The 22,755-nt window shown below is 75.1% G+C and carries 17 protein-coding genes; 6 read left to right on the top strand and 11 right to left on the bottom strand.

The window, feature by feature from the left end:
* Positions 1-154: 154 nt before the first annotated feature.
* The gene (locus ACFVTF_RS25810; RefSeq protein WP_387816847.1) at positions 155-1,471 is read left to right on the top strand and encodes a hydrolytic protein; all 1,317 of its coding nucleotides are present in this window, start codon (positions 155-157) and stop codon (positions 1,469-1,471) included.
* 296 nt (positions 1,472-1,767) lie between these two features.
* Here the strand turns inward: ACFVTF_RS25810 and ACFVTF_RS25805 are convergent, their stop codons facing one another.
* Positions 1,768-2,367: a TetR/AcrR family transcriptional regulator gene (locus ACFVTF_RS25805; RefSeq protein ID WP_387816846.1), complete on the bottom strand. Its 600-nt coding sequence runs from the start codon at positions 2,365-2,367 to the stop codon at positions 1,768-1,770.
* A gap of 110 nt (positions 2,368-2,477) precedes the next feature.
* On the opposite strand from ACFVTF_RS25805, the gene ACFVTF_RS25800 reads away from it, so the two are divergent.
* A complete protein-coding gene (locus ACFVTF_RS25800) occupies positions 2,478-3,977 on the top strand; it encodes a carboxylesterase/lipase family protein (protein WP_387816845.1) in 1,500 nt (499 codons plus the stop codon).
* A gap of 27 nt (positions 3,978-4,004) precedes the next feature.
* Here the strand turns inward: ACFVTF_RS25800 and ACFVTF_RS25795 are convergent, their stop codons facing one another.
* The 4 genes from ACFVTF_RS25795 to ACFVTF_RS25780 all read right to left on the bottom strand — a co-directional run bounded on the left by ACFVTF_RS25795 (position 4,005) and on the right by ACFVTF_RS25780 (position 8,214).
* Positions 4,005-5,432 carry an RtcB family protein gene (locus tag ACFVTF_RS25795; protein WP_387816844.1) on the bottom strand — a complete coding sequence of 476 codons (1,428 nt, stop codon included), beginning with the start codon at positions 5,430-5,432 and terminating at the stop codon, positions 4,005-4,007.
* A 62-nt stretch (positions 5,433-5,494) separates the two neighbouring features.
* Complete coding sequence (locus ACFVTF_RS25790; RefSeq protein ID WP_371515589.1) at positions 5,495-5,950, bottom strand: archease; 456 nt, start codon at positions 5,948-5,950, stop codon at positions 5,495-5,497.
* Between the two features lie 101 nt (positions 5,951-6,051).
* The gene (locus tag ACFVTF_RS25785; protein WP_387816843.1) at positions 6,052-7,356 is read right to left on the bottom strand and encodes a styrene monooxygenase/indole monooxygenase family protein; all 1,305 of its coding nucleotides are present in this window, start codon (positions 7,354-7,356) and stop codon (positions 6,052-6,054) included.
* A 105-nt stretch (positions 7,357-7,461) separates the two neighbouring features.
* Positions 7,462-8,214 (bottom strand): thioesterase II family protein, encoded by a 753-nt coding sequence (locus ACFVTF_RS25780; protein ID WP_387816842.1) that lies wholly within the window; start codon positions 8,212-8,214, stop codon positions 7,462-7,464.
* A gap of 229 nt (positions 8,215-8,443) precedes the next feature.
* On the opposite strand from ACFVTF_RS25780, the gene ACFVTF_RS25775 reads away from it, so the two are divergent.
* Positions 8,444-9,394, top strand: coding sequence for an SDR family NAD(P)-dependent oxidoreductase (locus tag ACFVTF_RS25775; RefSeq protein WP_387816841.1), 951 nt, complete (start codon positions 8,444-8,446; stop codon positions 9,392-9,394).
* 72 nt (positions 9,395-9,466) lie between these two features.
* On the opposite strand, the gene ACFVTF_RS25770 is transcribed toward ACFVTF_RS25775, so the two are convergent.
* On the bottom strand, positions 9,467-10,129 hold the full coding sequence (locus ACFVTF_RS25770; protein WP_387816840.1) for an AAA family ATPase: 663 nt from the start codon (positions 10,127-10,129) through the stop codon (positions 9,467-9,469).
* A gap of 170 nt (positions 10,130-10,299) precedes the next feature.
* Here ACFVTF_RS25770 and ACFVTF_RS25765 point away from each other — a divergent pair, with 170 nt between their 5' ends.
* Positions 10,300-11,841, top strand: coding sequence for an AMP-binding protein (locus tag ACFVTF_RS25765; protein ID WP_387816839.1), 1,542 nt, complete (start codon positions 10,300-10,302; stop codon positions 11,839-11,841).
* A 151-nt stretch (positions 11,842-11,992) separates the two neighbouring features.
* Positions 11,993-12,172 (top strand): hypothetical protein, encoded by a 180-nt coding sequence (locus ACFVTF_RS25760; RefSeq protein WP_371515595.1) that lies wholly within the window; start codon positions 11,993-11,995, stop codon positions 12,170-12,172.
* A 31-nt stretch (positions 12,173-12,203) separates the two neighbouring features.
* Here the strand turns inward: ACFVTF_RS25760 and ACFVTF_RS25755 are convergent, their stop codons facing one another.
* The 3 genes from ACFVTF_RS25755 to ACFVTF_RS25745 all read right to left on the bottom strand — a co-directional run bounded on the left by ACFVTF_RS25755 (position 12,204) and on the right by ACFVTF_RS25745 (position 19,475).
* A complete protein-coding gene (locus ACFVTF_RS25755) occupies positions 12,204-13,193 on the bottom strand; it encodes an ABC transporter ATP-binding protein (RefSeq protein WP_371515596.1) in 990 nt (329 codons plus the stop codon).
* A 151-nt stretch (positions 13,194-13,344) separates the two neighbouring features.
* Positions 13,345-16,179: a hypothetical protein gene (locus ACFVTF_RS25750; protein ID WP_387816838.1), complete on the bottom strand. Its 2,835-nt coding sequence runs from the start codon at positions 16,177-16,179 to the stop codon at positions 13,345-13,347.
* Positions 16,176-19,475, bottom strand: a complete 3,300-nt coding sequence (locus ACFVTF_RS25745; protein ID WP_387816837.1) for an FtsX-like permease family protein — start codon at positions 19,473-19,475, stop codon at positions 16,176-16,178. Before ACFVTF_RS25745 ends, ACFVTF_RS25750 begins: the two co-directional genes overlap by 4 nt.
* A 395-nt stretch (positions 19,476-19,870) precedes the next feature.
* Here ACFVTF_RS25745 and ACFVTF_RS25740 point away from each other — a divergent pair, with 395 nt between their 5' ends.
* Positions 19,871-20,596, top strand: coding sequence for an ABC transporter ATP-binding protein (locus tag ACFVTF_RS25740; RefSeq protein ID WP_387816836.1), 726 nt, complete (start codon positions 19,871-19,873; stop codon positions 20,594-20,596).
* Positions 20,597-20,701: 105 nt separating this feature from the next.
* Here the strand turns inward: ACFVTF_RS25740 and ACFVTF_RS25735 are convergent, their stop codons facing one another.
* Together ACFVTF_RS25735 and ACFVTF_RS25730 are read right to left on the bottom strand one after the other, a co-directional pair.
* Positions 20,702-20,977, bottom strand: a complete 276-nt coding sequence (locus tag ACFVTF_RS25735) for a hypothetical protein (protein ID WP_387816835.1) — start codon at positions 20,975-20,977, stop codon at positions 20,702-20,704.
* Positions 20,978-21,055: 78 nt separating this feature from the next.
* Positions 21,056-22,678: an FAD-dependent oxidoreductase gene (locus ACFVTF_RS25730; protein WP_387816834.1), complete on the bottom strand. Its 1,623-nt coding sequence runs from the start codon at positions 22,676-22,678 to the stop codon at positions 21,056-21,058.
* Positions 22,679-22,755: the final 77 nt, after the last annotated feature.

Genomic DNA, 22,755 nt, shown 5'->3' with positions numbered 1-22,755 from the left:
CGGGTGTTGCCTGGGGGGCGGGGTGGGGAGCGTTGGCTGGGGGCGGGGCGTCGGCCCCGGGCAGGGCCCGGTTGTTCCCGCGGGCAAGGGGTGTGCCCGCGGCTTGCCCGCGGGGCTCTCTCCTCGGGGTGTCCTCCGGTCCTACCGTCACGGCATGACCGCATCCGCCGAACTCGGCCTTCCCGCGCTGACGGTGTCGCCCGGAGACGTGGCCACGACGACCCTGACGGTACGCAACGACACCGATATCGTTGAGGCGTACTCGCTGGAGGTGGTCGGGGCCTGCGCTCCGTGGACGACGGTCGAGCCGGCCCGTCTCTCGCTCTTCCCGGGGACGTCCGAGACGGTGACGATACGGCTCGCCCCGGCCCGCTCGCACGAGGTGCGGGCGGGTGAGTTCCCGCTCGGCGTCCGGGTGTTGCCCGCCGAGCGCCCCGAGCTGGTGACCGTGCCGGAGACGACCGTCACCGTGACGCCGTTCCGGGAGCTGCGCGCCGCGTTCGCTCCCCGGCGCCGCCGGGGCTGGCTCCGCGCCCGCTACCGGACGTCGGTGCGCAACCTCGGGAACACGGCGGCCGTCGTGACGTTCGCCCCGGCGCAGCCCGGCGAGGAGCTGCGCTTCGGGTTCGCCCCGGAGCGGCTGCGACTCGCACCGGGCGAGTCCGCCGAGACCCGGCTGCGGGTGCGCGCGCGCAAGTTGATCTGGTTCGGCAAGCCGGCCACCTGGCCCTTCGAGGTCACCGTCGGCCAGGAGGGCGAGGCCGCCAAGTCGGACGGCCCGCAGCCGGCCGAGCGGCCGCACGTGCTGGAGGGCGAGTTCGTCCAGCACGCGCTGCTGCCCAAGTGGCTGCTCGCGCTCATCGCGGCGCTGATCGCGCTGCTGCTGGCCTGGCTCGCGCTGGTCCGGCCGGTGGTGCGCAGTTCCGCGCAGCAGGCCGCCAACAAGGCGGTCGAGCAGAAGGTCGCCTCGTTCACCCCGGCCCCCGTCGTGGCTCCGCCGGTCCCTGCCCCCGGAGCGACTCCGAGCGGTCAGGGGCAGCAGGGCGGCGCTGCGGGCGGCGGCTCCGGCGGTGGTTCGGGCGGCGGCTCCGGCCGCTCGGTCCCGGGGACGGAGCAGCAGTTCTCCACGACGGTCGACGTGACCACCAACAGCGGCGGTTCCGCGGTGGGCGCCTACCGGGTGGGCCACGGCAAGGTCTTCCGCATCACCGACATCGTCGCCGCCAACTTCCAGGGCGACCAGGGGCTGTTGACCATCAAGTTCGGCGAGCAGACGATCACGACCATCGCCTTGGAGACCTTCCGTAACCAGGACTATCACTGGGTGACTCCCATCGAGGTCCTTGAGGACCAGACGGTGACGGCGAGCGTTGTCTGCCAGCAGCCGGGTACGCCCGCCTCGGGGAAGCAGGCCACCCAGTGCCACGAACTGCTGAACGTCAGTGGGCAGTTGAGCGATATCAAGCGCTGAAACCGCACCTCCCCCTCACTTCTCGTTCACACCATGCACCTGTCAATGGAGTGCGACATTACCGGCCGGTTCAGTAGTCGTTTCTAACACCAACCCGGCCTTGATGGGACAGAGAGTGACGTGAGTGACACCGGCCCGGAAGCCTGGCGGACGCCATAGGGCCCGCCAGGACCGGGCATCGGCCCGAACGGGCAAGTGGAGCGGCCCGTTCGTACAGTGGATCCTGCCCTTTCACCCATGCCTGACACCTCGTCAACCATCGCTCCAGGAAGCCGGATCGCCGACCGGTCGGTCGGTCAGAAACGGGCGAACAGCCCGTCCAGGTGCCGGTCGACGGCCGTCAGCACCTCGGCGGGTCCGATCACCCGGAGTTCGAGCAGGGTGGTGAACCCGGTGAGCGCGAGCAGCAGATCGGTCTCCACGGCAGGGTCCCGGTCGGGCGCGATCAGCCCGTCCGCGACCGCCTGCCGGACCACCCGCTCTACCGCCTCCCGACCCCGCAGCAGGCCGTCCCGTGCCCGCGCGCGGACGTCCTCGTCGTGCAGCGCCTCCAGGACGTAGGCGGCGCTCATCCGGCTGGTCACCCGGGCGTCGGCGTGCAGGGGCAGCATTTCGACCAGCGTCACCCGCAGGACGTCGCGCGGGTGCGGCCGCTCGCCGAGCGCCGCCAGGCCCCGGCCCACCCGCAGGCCGGCCTGCTCCCCGGCGAAGTCCATCGCGAAGGCCAGCAGGTCCGCCCGCGAGGGGAAGTAGTGCTGGAGCTGGCCGAGCGAGATGCCGGCCTCCTGGGCCACCTCACGCAGGCTCAGCCGCGTGGCGCCGCGCCGCTCCACCACCCGCCACAGCGCTCGGGCGATCGTCTCGCGGCGCTCCTGGTGGTCCACTTGCTTGGGCATCGGCCACCCCTCCGTTCTTTTCCATACAGTTGACATAATACAGCTGACCTATAACCCTGGAGGCAGTCGGAGCAGTCGGACCGAAAAGCAGCCGGACCGAGGAGACACCCATGCCGGAGCACGACCTGCCCACCCACCCGACCGTACGCACCGCCGAGGGCCTGCTGCGCGGCCGCCCCCTGGGCCGGCACGCCGTCTTCCGGGGCGTCCCGTACGCCCGGCCCCCCGTGGGCGCGCTGCGCTTCGCCGCCCCCGCCCCGGCCGAACCCTGGGACGGCGTCCGCGAGGCGGCCCGGTTCGGCCCGACCCCGCCGCAGTCCGGGCCGACGGCCACGAGCCCCGCCGGGGGCACCGACTGGCTCACGCTCAACGTCCACACCCCCGACCCGGGCGCGGCCGGACTGCCCGTCCTGGTCTGGATCCCCGGCGGCGGCTACGTCACGGCGGCCTCTGACGATCCGATGTACGACGCCACGGACCTGGCCGCCGCCGGACTCGTCGTGGTCAGCCTCAACTACCGGGTGGGCGTCGAGGGTTTCGCCCACCTCGACGGCGCCCCGGCCAACCGCGGCCTGCTCGACCAGGCCGCCGCACTGCGGTGGGTCCGGCGCAACATCGCCGCGTTCGGCGGCGACCCCGACCAGGTCACCGTCGCCGGACAGTCCGCCGGAGCCGGCTCGATCGCCGCCCTGCTCACCATGAAGCCGGTGCGCGGCCTGTTCCGACGCGCCGTCACCCACTCGGTGCCGGGCAGCCACTGCACCCCCGCCCTGGCCGCCGACGTCACCGCCGCACTGGCCGGCCGGCTCGGCACCGCGCCCACCGCCGCCGCCCTGTCGGCGGTCGACCCCTGGCGCCTCGCCGGGGAGCTCACCGCCCTCAGCGCCGACCTGCCCGGACACGGCGAGCGCTGGGGGGCCTTCGCCCAGTCCGGCCTCGCGGTCTGCCCGGTCGTCGACGGCGACGTCCTGCCCGAAGCGCCCTGGCCCGCCCTGGCCGCCGGCCGGGCCGCCGGGATCGACCTGCTCGTCGGCCACACCCGCGACGAGTTCCGGCTGTTCACCGTCATGACCGGCCTCCTCGGCACCTTCACCGAACAGGACGCCGCCACCGCGCTCGACCTCTTCGCCCCGCAGCCGCACGGCCCCGACGCCTACCGCGCCGCGTACCCGCGGGCCACCCCGGACGAACTGCTGGAGTCCGTCCGCTCCGACGCCCTGTTCCGGATGCCCTCGCTCCAGCTCGCCGAGGCCAACACCGCCGCCGGCGGCACCTCCCACCTGTTCGAGCTGGCCCTGCCCGCGCCCGGCGGGGTCCTCGGCGCCTGCCACAGCCTCGACGTCCCCCTGGCCTTCGGAACGCTGGACAGCCCGATCGGGCGGCAGCTCCTCGGCGGCACCCCCTCGCCGGAGGCCGTCGCGGTCTCCCACGAGCTCCACCGGGCCTGGATCTCCTTCGCCACCACCGGCGATCCCGGCTGGCCCGCCTTCCACCCCGACGAACAGCTCACCCGCGTCCTGGACGCCCGCCCCCGCACCGTCCGCTACCCCGAGCAGGCCGCCCGCCGGATCTGGGCCGGACACCACCCCGCCGCCTTCGACCTGCGCTGACCGCCCGGGACGCCGCCGCAGGGCGGGTCAGCCCTTGACCACGCCCAGCGGCACCAGGCGGGCCACCGGCCGCGCCAGCCCGGCGGCCTCGGTGGCGGCCGCCACCGCGTCGACGTCCTTGTACGCCCGGGGAGTCTCCTCCGCCAGCGCCCGCCAGGAGGCCGGCCGCACCGCGATGCCGCGCGCCTCCAGTTCGCCGCGCAGCTGCTCGCCGCGCACCGTCCGCAGCGCCTGGTGGCGGCTCCACACCCGCCCGGCCCCGTGGCAGGCGGAACCGAAGGCCTCGTTGCCGGGCAGCCCGACCATGACGTACGAGGCGGTGCCCATCGTCCCCGGCACCAGCACCGGCTGTCCGACCCGCAGCAGGTCGGCGGGCAGGCCGGGGTCACCGGGCGGCAGCGCCCTGGTCGCGCCCTTGCGGTGGACGCACAGCCGCCGCGGCACGCCGTCCACCTCGTGGGTCTCCAGCTTGGCGAGGTTGTGCGACACGTCGTACACCAGCTCCAGGCCGACCCCGAGGGCGGCGGCGAAGGCGCGGCGGGCCGCCTCGGAGAGCAGCTGCCGGTTGGCCCGCCCGTAGTTGGCCGCGGCGACCATGGCGCCCAGGTAGGCGCGGCCGCGCGGCGAGTCGACCGGGGTGCAGGCGAGCTGGCGGTCGGGGAGCTCGATCCGCTGACGCTGCAGGTCGCGGTCCATCGCGTGGACGTGGTCGGTGCAGATCTGGTGGCCGAGGCCGCGCGAGCCGCAGTGGATCATGACGCACACCTGGCCGGGCCGCAGCCCGAACGCCGCCGCCGTCTCCGGGTCGTGCACCCGGTCGACGGCCTGGACCTCCAGGAAGTGGTTGGCCGAACCGAGGCTGCCGACCTGCTGCAGGCCGCGCTCGACGGCCCGGGTGCTGACCTCGCCCGGGGCCGCGCCGGCCAGCACGCCGCCGTCCTCGCAGCGCTCCAGGTCGCGCGGCACCCCGTGGCCGTGCTCGACGGCGTAGCGGGCGCCGCCGAGCAGCAGGTCGTCCAGTTCCTCCGGTCCGGACAGCCGCCACAGGCCGCCCCGGCCGAGGCCGCGCGGGACGGTGCGGTCGAGCAGGTCCATCAGGCGGGTGATCCGCTCGGGGCCGAGTTCGTCGCGGCCGACGCCCGCGCCCAGCAGCCGGACCCCGCAGGAGATGTCGAAGCCGACCCCGCCGGGCGAGATCACCCCGCCCCGGTCGACGTCGGTCGCGGCCACCCCGCCGATCGGGAAGCCGTAGCCCCAGTGCACGTCGGGCATCGCGAAGGAGGCGCGGACGATGCCGGGCAGGGTCGCCACGTTGGCCACCTGCTCCAGCGCCTTGTCCCCGGCGGCCTGCGGCAGCAGAGCGCGGCTGGCGAAGACCACGCCGGGCACGCGCATCGGCGGGCGCGGTTCGATCCGCCAGCGGCAGCGGCCCGCCTCGACCAGTGCGATCTCCACTTCGCTCACCCCGTTCCGTGCCCGCTCCGTGCCCGTTCCGCTCGGTGTCGCCCCCGACTCGCTCAGACGTCCACCGTCACCCGGCAGGTCCAGCCGTCCGGACCGGCGCGCAGGTCCAGGTCGTGCAGCGAGACGGCCTTCGGCACGGCGCCGACCAGGGCCGCGGCGGAGGCGTCCGCCATCCGGAAGCGCACCTCGACCGTCCGGGCGCCGTCCAGACCCTGGATCGGGCCGAGCGCCAGCCCGGCGGGGAGTTCGCCGTCGGCGTCCATCCGGTAGACGACCTCCTCCAGGACGCCCGCGAGCAGGTCCGCGTCGCTCACCCCGAGGACGGTGCAGCCGCGCTCGCCGACGATCCGCGCGCCGGAGAGGTCCGCGAAGCCGCCCACGACGGCGTGCACCAGCTCGCCGATGCAGCCCTCGGCCGTCGGCGCCCAGGCCTCCACCCGCAGGTCCGCCGTGTGCGGCACGGTCCGGTGGCCGCTGCCGGCACGCCCCGCGGGTCCGCGACCGTCCACGAGCGACGCCTCCCGCCCCCGTTCACGTTCCCCCTCCAGCGTCGTCCCGCGGGGCACCCGGAGGCAACCCGCAGCGGCCCACGGGGCGGGCCGGACAGGATCTAGTCGCGGACCGAGGCGAGGTAGGCGGCGGTCAGGTCGGGGGTGGCCAGCCAGGCGGCGTGGTCGCTCGGCTCCGCGTAGGTGTTGGCGAGCCGGCGGGCGACCGCCTCGTGCTCGGCGGCGGCCGCGAACACGCCCTGCACGTGGTCCGGCACGGTGAGCATCGCGGCGGTGAACTCGACCGCGTGCCGGGCGTGTTGCCGCCAGAAGCGCTCCGCGGTGCGACACATCCAGTCCGCGGTGTAGGGGGCCTCGCCGTGCTCGACGATCGCCCGCAGGTACGCCTGCGCCGCCCGCGCGGCGCTGTTGGCGCCCTGGCCGGCGATCGGGTCGTTCACCACCACCGCGTCGCCGAGGCCCAGCACGTGGACGGCGTCGACGCCGGTGCCCAGCTCCGCGACCGGCCGCCGCACCACCGGGGTGACGGCGCCGGACAGTCCGGCCCCGGCATCGGTCGGCTCGGCGTCCGCCCACAGCTCCGCCTCCCACGGCAGGTACTCGCGCAACAGGGCACGCATCCGGGCGAGTTGGACGTCGGGCTCCGGGGCGTCGCGGAACGCGTCCAGCGGCCCGCCGGGCAGCGCCTCCCAGAGCAGGATCGCGCACGGGCCGGAGAGGGTCAGGGCCGGTTGCAGGTACAGCTCGCCCAGGCCGGGCAGCGCGTGCATCCGCGCCCGCGGCTCGGTGCCCGGATCCGGCGAGCCCACCCCGTGGACGTACAGACAGGACAGCGCCCGCTGCGGCCGGTCGAACGGCGAGCGGGCGGCGTCGCGTTCGAAGACCCCGGCCAGTTCGCCGCGCCCGGCCGCGACCACCGTCAGCTCGTGCCGGCGGGCGAGCTCGCACAGGCCGTCCCGGTCCAGCGAGCGGTACTCGACCCGGCCGCCGCGCTCTTCCAGCAGTTCCAGCCAGCGCGCCAGTTTCAGCCGCTGGTCCACCGACTGGGCGGGCTCGTCGAGCGTCATGGTGAACTCCAGCGCCCGCACCCCGGGCGGCACGGCGAGCACCGACCGGACGGCGCGGACCGCCGGCGCCTCCCCCGCCCACAGGTCCAGCCCGGCCGCCGCCTCGGTCCGCAGCGCCGGGCCGAACAGCGCCTGGGTGGACAGCACCCGCCCGTCGCACACCTGCGCGGGGGTGCGCTCGGCGACCAGCGTCACCTGGTAGCCGGCCGCCACCAGCCCCAGCGCGAGTTGCAGGCCGGCCTGGCCCGCTCCGACGACGGCGATCCGGCGCATGGCGGCCTCCAGGGTGGGTGGTCTCGGCGGACGGCGCCGCCGGCGGCTCGACTGACGGCCCGTCACGCAGGCACAGTAGCCGAGCCGCCGGGGCGCGTCACCGGGGCCGGGCGAGCGCGGCAGCTCGGGCCGGGGCTCCACCGGCGCCGACTGCGCCCCGGCGCGGCCGGCTCAGCCGCGCAGGTGCGCGGTGAGCAGCTCGACCACGGCCCCGGTCTGCTCCGCCACGTAGAAGTGCCCGCCGGGGAAGACCCGCAGGTCGAAACCGCCGGTGGTGTGCCGGTCCCACTGGGCGGCCTGGTCGACGGTGGCGTTCTGGTCGGTCTCCCCCACCAGCGCGGTGATCGGCTGCGGCACGGTCGCCTCGGGCGCGCAGCGGTACGTCTCGATGGCGGTGTAGTCGGCCCGCAGCGCCGGCAGGATCAGCTCGCGCAGCGCCGGGATGGTGAGGATCCGCTCGTCCGTCCCGCCGAGGCGCACGATCGTGTCGAGCAGCCCGTCGTCCGGCAGCCGGTAGACGGCGGTCTCCCGGGGCAGCGAGGGCGCGCGGCCCGCCGAGACGAACAGCCGCTCGGGCCCCGGGAGGCCGTCGCGGGCGAAGCAGCGGGCGGTCTCGAAGGCGACGGCCGCGCCCATGCTGTGCCCGAAGAAGGTCAGCGGCCGGTCCGTCCAGTCGCGCAGCTCCCGGTAGAGCTGCTCGGCGAGCTCCAGCACCGAGTCGATCGCCGGTTCGGCGAAGCGGTTCTGACGGCCCGGGTACTGGACGGTGAGCACGTCGGCGTAGGGCGCGAGCGCGTTGGCGTACTCCATGTAGTAGCTCGCGGAGCCGCCCGCGTGGGGGAAGATCACGATCCGGGCGGGGGCGGAGTCGGACGGACTGAAGCGGCGGAACCACGGGTTGTCGACGGCGGCACTGCTGGACATGCGGATGCGGACCTCTCTCCGTGACGAACTCTGCTGGCCCCAGTCTCGCAGGGCCCCGACCGCCGCGGGCCCGAAACCCGGCGGTTCGACGATCTTGAGGCCTGACAGCGGTGACGGCGATCTGTCAGCGATCTGCCGGTCAGGCCTGTGATCGTGGGGCTGCCGGCGGGGCCGCGGTCTCGAATCGTGGGTGTCCCGGCGGCCCCGAATTCGCCAGGAGGTCATCAGCATGTCGTCCACAACCCGCAACCGGCCGTGGGACGTTCACCGGCCGCCGGCCGCCGCCGGAAGGAGCGTCCTGGTCACCGGGGGCAACGCCGGCATCGGCTACTTCGTCGCCGAGCAGCTCGCCGGAGCGGGCGCCACGGTCGTGCTCGGCAGCCGGGACGCCGGCCGGGCCGGGGCCGCCATGGCGTCGATCCGCTCCCGTGTTCCCGGCGCCGTGGTGCGCCACCTCCCGCTGGACCTCGCCGACCTGCCCTCCCTGCGGGCCGCCGTGGACGGGCTCGCCCTCGACCACCTCGACGCGGTCGTCCACAACGCCGGGGTCGCGCTGGACGATCCGCCGCGCCGGGAGACCGTGGCCGGGCACGAGCTGATGTTCGCGACCAACCACCTCGGGCACGTCGCGCTCACCCGCTGGCTGGCCCCCCTGCTCGCGGCCGCACCGGCGGGCCGCATCGTGACGGTCGGCAGCTTCGCGGCCCGCTCCGAACGACTGGACCTCGACGACCTCCAGTCGGCCGTGGACTACCGGCCCAAACGCGCCTACGGCCGCTCGAAACTGGCGCAGATGACCTTCGGCCTCGAACTCGACCGACGCCTCCGCGCCGCCGGCAGCACCGTGCTCAGCCTGCTGGCACACCCCGGCGGCGCACTCGACTCGCTCACCCCGCCCCGCCCGCCGGTCCACACCCGGACCGTCGGCGAAGGGCTGCGCGGCCTGCCCGCCGGGCTCCTCCTCCAGGGCAAGGACCACGGCGCGTGGCCGATCGTCCGGGCCGTCCTCGACCCGCAGGCACAGGGCGGCCAGCTCTGGGGCCCCCGCGTCTTCGGCCTGCGCGGCACCCCCCGCCTCGAACCCGCCCAGCCCCACCTGACCGACCGCACCGTCGCCGCCCACCTCTGGGACGCCTCCTGCCGTCTCGCCGCTGTGGACCCCGACCTCGGCCTCCTCTGACCACCCCTGCGGCCGGGGGACTTCACCGCTCCCGGCGGCTCAGGGCCCCGGTCACCGCCCCGGTCGGGGGCCTCAGCGGGCCGGGTCGAAGTGGACGGCTGTGGCGCGGGAGCGGGAGGCGGTGTCGAGGAGCAGGACGGAGGCCGCTTCCGGGGTCGGGGTCGGCCCGCCGGAGCGCGTGTGGCGGGTGAAGGCGGCGAGCAGTCGGTCCAGGCCCCGGCGGTGGCGGGCGAAGACCCGGGCGGAGGCGTGGCGGCCCCGGGCACGCTGGCCGTCCAGCGCGGTGGCGGCGCCGACGTCGAGCAGCACCAGGTGCAGTTGCCGGCCCTGCCGGGCGGCCTCGCGGGCGAGCCAGCGGCGCATCCAGGCGCGGCTGCCGCAGTCGTGCACCAGCAGTGGCCCGCCGCGCCGCACGGAGGAGCGCAGCAGCCGGACGTGCTCCAGCCGGGCCCAGGGCCGGTAGACCGCGTACGGCAGGCGCGCGGGCATGACCGCCTCGCAGGCCTCGTGGACGGCGCGCGGGTCGACGGTCGGCACCGCCCCCGCCCCGGACCAGCGCCGCAGCAGCGTGCTCTTGCCCGCGCCCGGCAGGCCCGACACGACCACCACGGCATCGGGCGGGTAGCCCACGGTGAAGGCCGCCCCCGCGACGCCCCGCAGGTCGAGGACGCCGTGCGGCCGCTCCTCGGCCCCCTGCCCGCCCGGCGCCTCGGCCGTGCCCGTGCTGATGCCCACGTGTCCCCCGTCCCTCTCCGACGGGGAACCCTAACAACTCCCGGCCGCGAGCACTGCGGTCCGGCCGTGGCAGGACGCCCCGGCAGCGGCCCCGGCACCCGGGGTCCCCCGCGCCACTCCACCACCGCGCCCGCCCTAAGCTGACGTCCCATCGGACAGGAGGCCGCAGCATGGCGGAGTCGGGGCCGACGTACACCGGGCTGGTGTTGGCGGGGCTGGAGCGGGATCCCGGGCGGGTGGCGATCCGCTGGGGCGAGGAGGCGCTGACCGCCCGGGAGTGTCTGGACGGCGTGTACCGGATGGCACGGGCGCTGGCGGGTGCCGGGCTCGGGCGCGGGGACGGGGTGACGGTGCTGGCCGGGAACCGGCCGGAGGCGGTGCTGGTGCGGTTGGCCGCGAACCTGCTGGGGTGCCGGGTGGCGATGCCGCACCCGGACGGCCCGGTCGGGGAGTCGGTGGCGCTGGCCGGGTTCGCCGGGACGTCGGCGCTGGTCTTCGATCCGGTCCGCTGCCGGGCCGCCGCCGAGGGGATCGCGCGGGCGCTGCCCTCGGCGGGCCTGTTCGCGCTGGGGCCGTCGGCGCTCGGGGCGGACCTGTCGGCGGCGGCCGCGTCCTGCTCGCCGGAGCCGCTGGCCCCGCGGTTCCGCCCGCAGGACGTGATGGCGGTGCGGTTCACCGGCGGGACGACGGGCCGGCCGAAGGGGGTGCTGCGCCGGTTCGCCCGGCCGCCGCGACCGGCGCTGCTGTCCGGTTCGACGTTCCTGCTCTGTACGGAGCTGTGCCACGGCGGCGGTACGACGGCGGATCTGGCGCTGGCGGCGGGCGGCACGGTGGTGTTGCAGGAGGCCTTCGCCGCCGAGGCGGTGCTGGCGGCGATCGAGCGGTTCCGGGTCTCCCGGGTGTACCTGCCGCCGCACCTGCTCTACCGCGTGCTGGACCATCCGCTGCTGCGCGCGACCGACACCGGCAGCCTGCGCCGCGTCACGTACACCGGCTGTCCGCCGTCGCCGCGCCGGTTGGCGGAGGCGACGCGGCGGCTGGGCCGGGTGCTGCACCAGACGTACAGCCTGACGGAGTGCGGGCCGGTGACGAGGCTGGGGCCGGACGAACACCTGGACCCGCGGCTGCTGGCGACGGCCGGGCGCCCGTTCCCGGACACCGAGGTGCGGATCGTGGACGAGGAGGGGACGGTGCTGCCGGCGGGCCGGACCGGGGAGATCTGCGTCCGCACCCCGACGGCGATGGTCGGCTACTGGCGCGACCCCGAGCTGACCGCCCGGGTGCTGCGGGAGGGCTGGCTGCACACCGGCGATCTGGGCAGTCTGGACGCGGCCGGCTATCTGACGGTGGCCGGGCGCCGCCCGATGGCGATCGTGGACGGGCACAACGTCTTCCCCCGGGACGTCGAGGAGCCGCTGCGCGCGCACCCGGAGGTGCGGGAGGCGGTGATGTTCGCGACGGCGGGCCCGGACCGGCTGGAACGGGTGCACGCGGCCGTGGTCACCGGGCCGGGATCGCGGGCGACGGCGGAGGAGCTGTGCCGCTGGGCCCGGGAGCGGGTCGGGCCCCGGTGCGCGCCGGACTCCGTCCTGGTGCTGCCGGGGATCCCGCTGACCGGGGCGGGGAAGCCGGACCTCGACGCGCTGCGGGCGTTGGCCACGTCCCCGGAGGACCGGATCGCCACCCCCACAGGGGCGCGCGAGGGAGTGTGACGCGCCCTACTGATGCTTCGAGCGCCCGCGCGGGCGACCTCTCGCGCGGCGGACGACGGGAAGAACCGCCTGTGGACACTCGACCGTGCGGACCGAACTGCCGATACAACACCGGCGGCCTTCCTCCGCACCGTCCCCAGGAGGCACTTCCTTGACCTGGCTACGCGTCCTGACCGCACTCGGAATCCTCGTCGTCGCGGCCAGTGCAGTGCTCGTCTTCGCCCTCTGCACCGCCACCGCCCGAGGTGAGCGCACCGGTGAGGACGCACCCGACCTGCGCGCGGACGCCGAAGGCAGCGGGCTCTTCCAGCGGATGGGCGGCGACAGCTGACGGACCGGACGGCCGCCGCCCCTGCGCCGGCTCAGTGCCCGGCGATGTCGTCCGGACGCACCTCGATGTGGTCGGCCGCGAGGTCGACCGCCACCCGGTGCTCCATCCCGAGCGACTCCAGGAACTTGACGGGCAGCTGCACCCGCCCGGTGCGGTCCAGCATCACGTACTCGCGCTCGTTGACCGACTCCTCGCCGTGCTCGTCCGTGACGGTGCGGCGCAGCACCTCGCTGCTGGTCCGGCCGTCCCGGATGGCGACCGTGCGGCGCACCTCGCCCGCGACCATCGGGTCGTGGGTGACGATGACGACGGTGGCGCCGAGTTCGCGGTTGACGGTGCGGAAGGACTCGAAGATCACCCCCGCGGTCTCGGAGTCCAGCTCGCCGGTGGGCTCGTCGGCGAGCAGCACCGGCGGGTTGTTGGCCATCGCCACCGCGATCGCGACCCGCTGCTGCTGGCCGCCGGAGAGCTCGTTGGGGCGGCGGTGGGCGAGGTCGCCGATCTCCAGCGCCTCCAGCAGCTCGGCCACCCGGCCGGCCTGCTGCTTGGCCCGCCCGGCCCCGGCCCGGCGCCCGCGCAACTGCATCGGCAGCGCGACGTTCTCGGCGGCGGTGAGGAAGGGCAGCAGGTTGCGGGCGGTCTGCTGCCAGATGAAGCCGACCACCTCGCGCCGGTAGCGCAGCCGCTCCCGGGCGGACATCTCCAGCAGGTCGCAGCCGGCGACGGTGGCGCTTCCCGCGGTCGGCACGTCGAGCCCGGCGAGGATGGTCAGCAGGGTGGACTTGCCGCTGCCGGAGGCGCCGACCAGGGCGACCAGGTCGCCCTGCCGGATGGTCAGCTCCAAGCCCTGCAACGCCTGGACCTCGACGCCCTCGGCGCTGAAGATCCGCACCAGCCGGTCGCAGACGATGGCCGCGCCCTCGCCGTACGCCTTGGGCGAGGCGGCGGCGAGGGCCCGCTGCCGGAGCTCCTGCAAGCTGGGGGCCTCGGCGACCGGCTGCTCCTGGGGAGTGCTCTTCACCGCTCGTCTCCTGTCTCGACTGTCCTAGAGGTCCTGGCGGTCCTGAAGGTCCTGACGGTCCTGATGGTCCTGAAAATCTCGATGACCTCGATGGTCCCCGCGGTCCCGGCGGCCTGCGCCGGTGTCGCGGCCCGTACCGCTCCTCCCGCCCTCACCGCTGGTCCCCCGCCCGCAGTTCGGTGGCGATCTGGCGCCGACCGGAGACGGCCGTCTCCAGGACCACCCCGAGGCAGACCACCAGCGCCAGGCCCGCCGTGGGCAGCAGCACCGGCAGCAGGGCGGGGGTCAGCGCGTCGCCGACGTCGGCGCCGACCAGCGCCGACAGGTCGAAGGCCGGCCCGAGCAGTGCGACCGCCGCCAGCGCGACCAGTCCGCCGCCGACGGCCGCCACCAGGGCCTGCGGCAGCGTCTCGGTGATGATCAGCGCCAGCCCCTGCCGGGGCCGCAGGCCCATGGTGCGCAGCCGGGCCAGCAGGGCCGTGCGCTCGGGGGCGGCCCGGACCAGGGTCAGCAGGACGGCCAGCAGGGCGAACCCGGCGCCGGCGGCACCCGAGTACCAGAACAGGCGTTCCGCGGAGCGCTGCAGCGGGTCGGCGGCGAGCGCGGCGGCCACCTCGTGGCTGCTGCGGACCGTGTACCCGGGGGGCAGCCCGTAGGTGCCCTTGCCGGCGGCCAGGGCCTCGTCCCGGACCAGTTTGGCGAGGCCCGTGGCGGTGGTCAGGCCCCGGTCCAGCAGCAGGTTCCTGACCTGGACGGCGTCGACATCGCCGACGGAGAGCCACTTGTTCGACCGCTTGAGCTCCGGCAGACGCTCGGAGGCGGGCCCGACCGGCACGACCATGAACGGCTTGCCCGGGTCCGGCAGGGCGGGGGTGCCGGTGACGATCCCGGCGACGGTGGTGCGCAGTTCGCCCCCGTTGGGCGTGCGCAGCCGGGCCGGGCCGTCGGCCAGTTGCTTGGACAGGCCGCTGCTGAACAGTGCCGGCACCGGGCTGTCCGGGCCGCCCGGGGCCCCGGCGAGCGCCACCGGGTCGAACTCGCCCACCTTGAGGGTCCGGGCGATCTCGGCGTAGGCCTTCGGCTCGGCCACCACGAGGATGGCCGCGGTGCGGGCACCGCCGGTGCCGATGAAGGAGGCCCCGGGCTCGACCCAGACCCCGGTCCCGGCCCGTACGCCGGGCAGTTCGGCGGCGGCCTCGGTGAACGCCTCCGGCAGGGTCGCGTAGACCGGCAGGGAGACGGAGGCGTCGCCGCCGGTGGTGATCCGGGCGGCGCGCAGCCGGACGCTGTCCACGGTGTCGAGGACGGTGGCGCCGAAGCCCGTCGTGGTGACGGCGATCACCAGGGCGAGCAGCGGAAGGGCGGAGGGCCGCCGGCGGCCCGAGCTGTCGCGGGCGGCGCGGGCCAGGCCGAGGAAGCCGATCAGGCCGCGGCCGCGCCCGGCGAGGGCGGCCAGCAAGCCGACCACCAGCGGCTGGATCCGGGCCAGCAGCAGGCCGCCGGTGAGGGCGAGCATCAGCGGGGCGGCCACCAGCAGCGGGTCCAGGCCGTTGCCGGGGGCGACGCCGCGGCGGCGGACCTCGGCCACGGCCGCGGCGGTGACGCCCAGGACGGCGAGTTCGCCGACGAGTCGGCGCCAGCCGGCCACGGCCTTCGGCGGGGACAGCAGCACGGCGGCGCGCGCCGGGAAGGCCAGCACGGCGATCAGGGTGACGGCCAGGGCGGTGAGCAGGGCGTTGTCCCACCGAGGGGTGGGCAACAGCACCAGGGCGAGGGCCGTTCCGAGCAGGGCGGAGGGCAGCACGGTCGCCACGCCCTCGCCGAGCAGGCGCAGCAGGATGCCGCCGCGCGAGCCGCCGCGGGCCTGGAGCAGCCGGAGTTCGGCGGTGCGCCGGTCGGCGGTGAGGGCCGCCGCGAGGCACAGCACCACGACGGCCACCCCGGCCACTCCGGCCGGTCCGATCGCGGCCAGCGGGGCCGCGGCGTCGTAGCGGGCGGTGGCCCGGGTGAAGACGTCGGGCAGGAGCGAGGTGACGTGCAGGTCCGGGCGCCCGACCGCGTTGGCGAGCGTGGTGGCGCCGCGCCCGACCAGGTAGGAGCTGACGGTGGCGCGGGCCTCGGCCAGCCGGTCGGCGCGCAGGGCGGCGGAGTCGACGGGCAGCCGCCAGAAGTCCACGCCGCCGTTGCCCCAGAGGACCAGCTGGTGCAGGCCGCTGTCGCCGACGAAGCCGGTGGTGCCCCAGAAGAGCGCCTGGCCCTGGCCCTCCAGGCAGGCGCGGGCGGGACAGCCGACGTCGTCCCAGACCGGGTCCGTGGGGTTGTTGACGCGGTAGAAGCCGACCACGGTGGACCGGTTGCCGCCGGTCAGGTCGCTGCCGTTGTCGATCACGTCACCGAGCTTGACGCCGATGGTCTCGGCGGCCTTCTGGCTGATCACCATCGGCAGCGGCGCGCCCTCCGGCGCGGGGCCCGGCCACACGCCGTCGGTGAGGGTCACGAGGTCCTTGAGACCGCTCACGTACAGCAGGCTGAGCTCCGGCTGATGGTCGGAGAGCCGGGCGTAGCCCTCGTTGAACATCTTGCGCGGGGACTTGGCCCGGCTGCCGTGGAGCTGGCTGGTCTCGGTGAGCGGCAGGTTCCGGCCGATCTCCGCGGTCAGCTTCCGGTGCACGTCGTCGAGGTCGGCGGCCGACTGGATCAGGGTCGGCTCGGCGGTGGCCTGAAGGCTGGTCGCGTTGACGCCCGTCTGGCGCACGAAGTCCCGCAGGGCGCTGTCGGCACCCCGGTCGACGACGCGCGGGAAGGCCGCCGCCATGAACACGGTGACGAAGGCGAGCGCCGCCATGAGCAGGGTGGCCATCGGCGTCGCGCGCAGCCGGGTGCGGACCCAGGGCGCGGGGCCCTGGGCGGGCGCGGGCGCGGGCTCGGGCTCGGGCTCGGGCTCGGGCGAAGAGGCGGGCACGGCGGGGCCGGCCTTGGTGGTCACATCTCCTCCACGTGGCGCAGCCGGGCAGCCACGTCCCGACGACGGCGTCCCATCAGGAAGGCCGACAGCAGGGGGACGACGGCGATCGCGGCCGTGAGCAGCAGGGCCTGGCCGAACGGCAGCTCGATCAGCGCCTCGGGCGTCGGGCGGGTGGCGGCGGGCGTCAGCACGACGAACGGCACGATCAGGTGGACGAGCAGCGTGCCGAGGCCCAGCCCGACGACCCCGCCGAGGGCGACCAGGAGCGCCTGCTCGGCGGCCATGGTGCGGGTCACCTGCTTGCGGCGGGCGCCCAGGGCGAGCAGCAGGGCGGAGTCCCGGGAGCGTTCGCGGGCGGAGGCGGCCACGGCGGCGCCGAAGCCGATCGCGGCGAGCACTCCGGTGACGACCGCGATGACCATGAGCGCGCTCTGCGGGGCGGCGCCGACCGGGTCGCTGAGGAGGGCCTCGGAGGCCTCCTCGTAGAGCTGGACGTCCTGGGTGCCGGGGGCGGCGCGCAGGGCGGCGGCGGCCTCGGCGGGGGTCCGGTCGCCGGGGCCGGTGGCGGGCAGCCACCACTCGGCGCGGTTGGGCAGTTCGTTGCCCTGGGCTGCCATCAGCCGGGCCGTGGTGGCGAGGTCGACCATGAGTGCGTTGGGGCCGGCCGTCGGCAGGGCGTCGACCGTCGAGGCGACCTTGACCGGCAGGACGCTCCCGTTGAACGGCACCTTGAGGGTGTCGCCGACGGAGGCACCGACGAGCTTCAGGTAGTCGCGGGTGGCGACGCCGGACAGGGTCTCCGGCACGCTCGTCCCGGCCGGCCGCAGGACGGCGCGGAGCAGGTCGTTGCCCAGACCGTTGGCGAAGCGGTAGCGGATGCTGAACAGGCTGTCGGCACCGGCCGGTTCGGATCCGAGCTTGGCGGCCGGCCCGGCCACCACGTCCTTCGTCGCCCGGACGGCGGGCACCTCCGCCGTCCAGCCGAAGCCGGCCGGCACCTGGACGGCGGTCGCGGGGCCGTCGGCGCTGTCGGAGGCGGACAGCCGGCGGACGGTCAGCTCGCCGTCGGACCGGTCGCCGAAGGAGACGATCACGCCGGCCACGGTCAGCGGCGCGGCGGCCGAGCCGAGCGGGGCGTCGACCATCGTGGTCAGCGAGGCCGAGACCTTGGCGTCGCCGTTCAGCGGGAGCGGGCCGAACGCGACCTTGTGGATCACGCCGAAGCGGTCGCGCACCAGCAGCCTGGCCTCGGGGTGGACCGCCGGACGGCTGGAGCCGTTGGGCAGCTTCATCTCCTGCTCCGGCTGCTGGACGGTCACCTCGGCGTCGATCCGCAGCGGGTGGCCGGGCAGTTCGAGGCCGGCCTGCGGCCCGGTGGGGGCGAGCTGGGCGAGCGGCCCGAACACGTCCTCACGGGTGCGCCCGCCGAGCAGGTCGGGGCGGACCGGGACGCGCTCGGCGAGGGCGGCGGTGTCCACGGCGAGCAGCTGGCCCTTGCCGTTGGGCAGGGACTGGTCCTCGCGCACCACCGGGACGAGCCGGTCGCCGCCGGGCAGCGCGCCGTAGCGGCCGCCCTGGCCCATCAGGGCGTTGTGGGAGGCGGAGATCCGCAGGCCGCCGAGCGTGCTGAAGGCGGCCTGGTCGCGCTGGGAGGCGGTCCAGGTGGCGTGCTGGCCGAGCGCCAGCACGCCGGTGGCCACGGCCATCACGAGCAGCAGCACGGGGCCGGTGGCGCGGGCGGGCCGACGGGCCAGCTGCCAGCCGACCAGGGCCGGGCCGAGGCCGCGGCCGCGGGCGGCCACGTGGGCGCCGAGCCGGGCGGCGAGCGGCAGCAGGCGCAGCACCACCAGGGTGCCGGCGCAGAGCGCCAGGGTCGGGGTGGCGACCAGCAGCAGGTCCACGCCGAGCCGGCCGGAGGAGTCGGTGGACAGCCCGCCGCCGTACTGGCTGAGCTGCTGGTAGGCGAGCACGGCCATGGCGAGCACGGCGAGGTCGCCACCGTTGCGCGCGATGCCGGAGACCAGGGCCTGGCGGCGGCCGGAGCGGCTGCGCAGGGCGGCTCCGGCGCCGCGCAGCAGGCTCGGCAGGCTGGCCAGCAGGACGCAGGCGAAGGCGCAGAGCACGGCGATCGGCCAGAGCGACCAGCTGACGCCGGTGTCCAGGGGCACCTGGTGGTCGCTGCCGAAGCCCGCCAGGGCGCGGACCAGGAACGGGGTCAGCAGGGGCGCCAGCAGCGCGGCGGGCAGGGCGAGCAGCAGCGACTCCGTCGCGGTGAAGGTGCCGAGCCGGGCGCCGGAGGCGCCGCGGGCGGCGAGCAGCTCGTTCTCGGCCGTCTGCCGGGTCGCGATCAGGTTGACCACCAGCAGCAGCGCCGCGACGGCGAGCACGGTCAGCTGGAGGGCGCCGATCAGCAGGGTGGTCCGGGCGACCATCATGCTGGAGGACAACTCGCGCATGAGGTCGGGAAGTTCGGTCCGCGAGCTGATGCTGGCGCGGGTCTGCAGGTCGTCGGCGAGGCCCTGGGAGCGGTTGCCCATGGCCTCCGCCGCGGAGCGGCCGATGCCCGCGAAGTCGGCGTCGAGCAGCCAGCTGCGGCTGCTCTGCACCAGCCCGCCGGTGGTGAAGGCGCTCTGGTCGACCAGCATCGGGCCGTAGGTGGTGAAGCCGCCGACCTCGACCTCGTGGCCGCCGACCGGGTCGACGCGCCAGTACGCGGCGGTCGGGTCGACGGCCCGGTAGACGCCGGTGACGCGGACGGTCAGCGGCTTGCCGTCGAGGCGGTCCGCCACCTGCACGTCGGCGGGCAGGGCCTGGTCGGCGAGGCCGAGCCGGGCCAGCATGGTCTGCGGGACGGCGACCTGCGGGGCGGCGGACTGGACCGGGCCGGTGGCCGCGGCGGGCCACGCGCCGGCGAGCAGGCGGGTCCGGTCGCGGTCGAGGTCGGCGAGGACCGTCAGGTCGGGCTGGGCGCCGGGGCCGCCCGCGGTCGTGGGGGCGCCGCCGCCCGGCAGGCCGAAGGAGCGGCTGCGCATCAGGCTGTCGGTGTGCACGGGCAGGTCTCCGAAGAGCCTGCCGCGGTAGGCGGCGAGCTCCGCCTCGTCCTTCGCGCGCTGGTCGAGCCCGTGTTCGGCGGTCACCACGACCGTGGTCCGGGCGTGGCCTGCCCCCTGGAGCGCCTGCCGCAAGCCGGCCTCGCCCACACTGCGGTTGAATGCCACCAGCGCGGTCAGCACGGCCGTGGTGATCAGCACTGCGAGCAGCACGGCGGCAGCCAGCGGCAGTCGCCCGCGCAGTCGGCGCACGACGAAGCCGAGCATCAAGTTCCTCCCCGGTCTTTACGTCCCCAGGTTGCGTCCCAGCCTGATCCATCGATCCGATTTGGTCACAACTCGGTTACGAATAGACACACTTAGGGCACATCGACGCAATGATCACCGGCATTTGATCACCGGATAGCGGACGACTCTGTCAGATTCGATCCAGGAACGGAAGGGACTTGCGCTAACAAGTAAGTAATGAGCAAATTCCTTGCATTGGCAGCCTCCCGCACTCCGGGCGTCCGCCAGAACGCCATGAACATTTCATAACTCAGGCTCCACAGCACGCCTTTGGGAACGCCGACCCGCACCCCGGAAATCGCCGCCCGAAACCGTGAACCCGTGGCGCCGCCCGTCCGTAGACACTGGGTAGACACACACAGGGGGAAGCCTCAATGACGCAGCCTCAGGCCACCGCCACCACCGACGCCCCGATGGTGGCCGTGACCGACCTCCGGCGCAGCTTCGGCACCGGCGAGCGGACCGTGCACGCGCTGCGCGGCGTCTCCTTCACCGTCGGCCGCGGTGAACTCGCCGCGCTCAAGGGCCGGTCCGGGTCCGGCAAGACCACCCTGCTCAACCTCGTCGGCGGCCTGGACGCCCCGACCGCCGGCAGCATCGCCCTGGACGGCACCGACCTCGCCGAACTGGACGAGGACGGCCGACTCGCCCTGCGGCGGGAGCGGATCGGCTTCGTCTTCCAGTCCTTCGGGCTGATCCCGATGCTCACCGCCGCCGAGAACGTCGGCGTGCCGATGCGGCTGCGCAAGGTCTCGGCCGCCGAACGCGAGGAGCGCGCACACACCCTGCTGGCCCTGGTCGGCCTCGCCGACCAGGCCAACCAGCGGCCCGGCGAGCTCTCCGGCGGCCAGCAGCAGCGCGTCGCGATCGCCCGCGCGCTGGCCAACGAGCCCGGCCTGATCATCGCCGACGAGCCGACCGGCCAGCTGGACTCGGAGACCGGCCGCTCGATCATGCAGCTGCTGCGTGCCGTCGTCCGCAGCGAGGGCGTCACCGTGGTGGTCGCCACCCACGACCCGACGCTGATGGAGCTCGCCGACCGGGTGATCGAGCTGCGTGACGGGCGGATCCTCGAGGAGGCGGCGACGCCGGCCGCGTAGAGGGGTGGACCTGGGTGCACCGGCCTGTCCGATCCGGTCCGAGCGGGCGGGCCGGCGCGCCCCCGGCGCGGCCGGTGGGACCGGACGCGCTCCGCGAGCCCCCGTTCAGGGCGCCTTGAGCACCGCCTCGCAGGCTCGGCACCGCCGGGTGCGCTGGGACGGCGGGTACCACGGCTCGCCGGGCCCGGCCGGGCGGTAGGGCTCCCGTTCGAGGTCCGCCGTGTCGTGTCCGCAGAACGTCACCGGCCCCGGATCCTCCGGCGCGTCCGGATCCGGCGGCGCCGCGTGCACCCAGCGGATCCGCGCGCCCACGTCGACCTCGCCCGCGTCCAGCACCTCCGTGGACGGTTCCAGCTCGACCAGCACGACCACTCCGCTCATACCTCGACCCTGCGCCCCCGCGGCGGCTCGCGCATCCGGTGGCGGGCCCCTCCCGGTCAGGCCGCGGTCAGGCCGCGGTCAGGCCCCGGGGAGGGTGATCGACTGAGCGTGGTGGAACACCTCCGCGCCGTCCCAGTACGCCTTGGTGCGCTGCAACCGCGGGTAGTTCCCCTTGTAGTAGAGCCGCTGGTAGGCCGGGTCCGGCTGGCCGGCCGTGCCCAGGTCGACGTCCGGGTAGTTGACGTAGGCGCCGTCCGTCGCGGTGTCGACCTCCGGGACGCCACCGGTCTCCCGGTAGACGTCCCGGTAGAGCCCGCCGAGGTAGGCCAGGTGGTCGGCGTCCTGGGCCTCGTCGGTCCAGTACGTCTGGTACTGGAGCTTCATGATCGAGTCGCGCTGGGGGACGGCCGTCTCCGCGGGCCCGCGGGTGTTGATCCGGCAGCCGTAGGAGTCGATCTGCACCAGCGTCTTCGTGAGGTCCACGCCCTCGACGTCCCGCACCAGCCAGTCCCAGAAGGTGGCGATCTGGGCCCGGCTGAACGGCTCGCGGTGGTAGGCCGACTTGTACTTGCCGCGCTGGTTGTCGCCCGAGGGGTTGAGCGTCATGGTGGCCTGGAACCAGGGCAGTTGGCGGCGCTTCTCCGGGTAGGGCAGGAACAGCCCGCCGGCGCTGTGGGTCTGGACCACCGAACGCGTCACCATCCCGTGCTCGACGGCCGCCAGGAACGCGTCGAGCGGCGCCGGGTCGTCACCGTCCCACTGGCTCACCAGGACGACGTTCCCGTTGGAGCGGTGGGTGAGCTTGAGGATCGCGAACAGGCCCTGGTAGGTCGGCTCCTGCGGGCCGCTGTGCTCGGCCATGAAGGCGCCGAAGTTGCGCACCAGGGTCTCGAAGTCGCCGGGCCGCTCGACCAGTTCTCCCCAGGGCCAGGCGACGCTGCTGAGCCAGACCCGGGGCGGCGGCTCCGGCACGCCGGCCGCGAAGTGGTAGCGCAACACCACCCCGAAGTTCCCGCCGCCACCCCCGGTGTGGGCCCAGAAGAGGTCCGCCTCCGGGGAGCCCTCGCCGTCGTCGCGGTGGGCCCTGGTCACCACGGCGGTGCCGCCCCGCACGGTGACCACGTCGACCTGGACCAGGTGGTCCACCGTGAGCCCGTGCCGCCGCGAGAGCAGGCCGAAACCGCCGCCGCAGATGTGCCCGCCCGCGCCGACCGAGTAGCAGGACCCGGCCGGCAGCGTCACCGCGTACGCGCGGAAGAGCGTGGTGTAGACGTCCCAGTTGGTGGCCCCGCCCTCCACGCAGTACGTCGGGCGGCCGAACTTGTCCGTGGCGGCGGCGACGCCCCGCATCATGCCGAGGTCGAGGATGACTCCCCCGTCGTTGTCGACGAAGCCCTCGTAGCAGTGCCCGCCGCCGCGGACGGTCGGCCGCAGCCCGTGGTCCAGCGCCCGGTTCAACTCGCACACGGCGTCGGCCTCGTCGGCCACCAGGCGGATGTAGGCGGGGCTGCTGTGCCAGCGCTGGTTGAAGCCCTGGCCGAGCGTCCGGTAGCGGGGATCGCCCGGCCGGACCGACCGTCCCTCCGGCAGCTCCCGGCGCGCCCCGGCCGCGGCCGCCGTGCCCGTCGAGGCGGCGGAGAGCCCGGCCGCCGCCGCACCTGCGGTGCCCAGGAATCCCCGTCGGGAGAATGCGCCCTCCATGACCCGACCTCACTTTCTCGGCGATGAGAGAAGCTGGCGGCGGCACGCTAACACAGGTATTCGAAGGAGGGAATCCT

Source organism: Kitasatospora sp. NPDC057940 (assembly GCF_042887425.1).
GTDB lineage: Bacteria > Actinomycetota > Actinomycetes > Streptomycetales > Streptomycetaceae > Kitasatospora.
This window is presented reverse-complemented; position numbering and strand designations above follow the sequence as displayed.

Excerpts from the sequence above, each read along its gene's own strand:
- ACFVTF_RS25810 (WP_387816847.1), top strand. The coding sequence starts at position 155 with ATGACCGCATCCGCCGAACTCGGCCTTCCCGCGCTGACGGTGTCGCCC.
- ACFVTF_RS25805 (WP_387816846.1), bottom strand. The coding sequence starts at position 2,367 with ATGCCCAAGCAAGTGGACCACCAGGAGCGCCGCGAGACGATCGCCCGA.
- ACFVTF_RS25800 (WP_387816845.1), top strand. The coding sequence starts at position 2,478 with ATGCCGGAGCACGACCTGCCCACCCACCCGACCGTACGCACCGCCGAG.
- ACFVTF_RS25780 (WP_387816842.1), bottom strand. The coding sequence starts at position 8,214 with ATGTCCAGCAGTGCCGCCGTCGACAACCCGTGGTTCCGCCGCTTCAGT.
- ACFVTF_RS25775 (WP_387816841.1), top strand. The coding sequence starts at position 8,444 with ATGTCGTCCACAACCCGCAACCGGCCGTGGGACGTTCACCGGCCGCCG.
- ACFVTF_RS25765 (WP_387816839.1), top strand. The coding sequence starts at position 10,300 with ATGGCGGAGTCGGGGCCGACGTACACCGGGCTGGTGTTGGCGGGGCTG.
- ACFVTF_RS25745 (WP_387816837.1), bottom strand. The coding sequence starts at position 19,475 with ATGCTCGGCTTCGTCGTGCGCCGACTGCGCGGGCGACTGCCGCTGGCT.
- ACFVTF_RS25740 (WP_387816836.1), top strand. The coding sequence starts at position 19,871 with ATGACGCAGCCTCAGGCCACCGCCACCACCGACGCCCCGATGGTGGCC.
- ACFVTF_RS25735 (WP_387816835.1), bottom strand. The coding sequence starts at position 20,977 with ATGAGCGGAGTGGTCGTGCTGGTCGAGCTGGAACCGTCCACGGAGGTG.
- ACFVTF_RS25730 (WP_387816834.1), bottom strand. The coding sequence starts at position 22,678 with ATGGAGGGCGCATTCTCCCGACGGGGATTCCTGGGCACCGCAGGTGCG.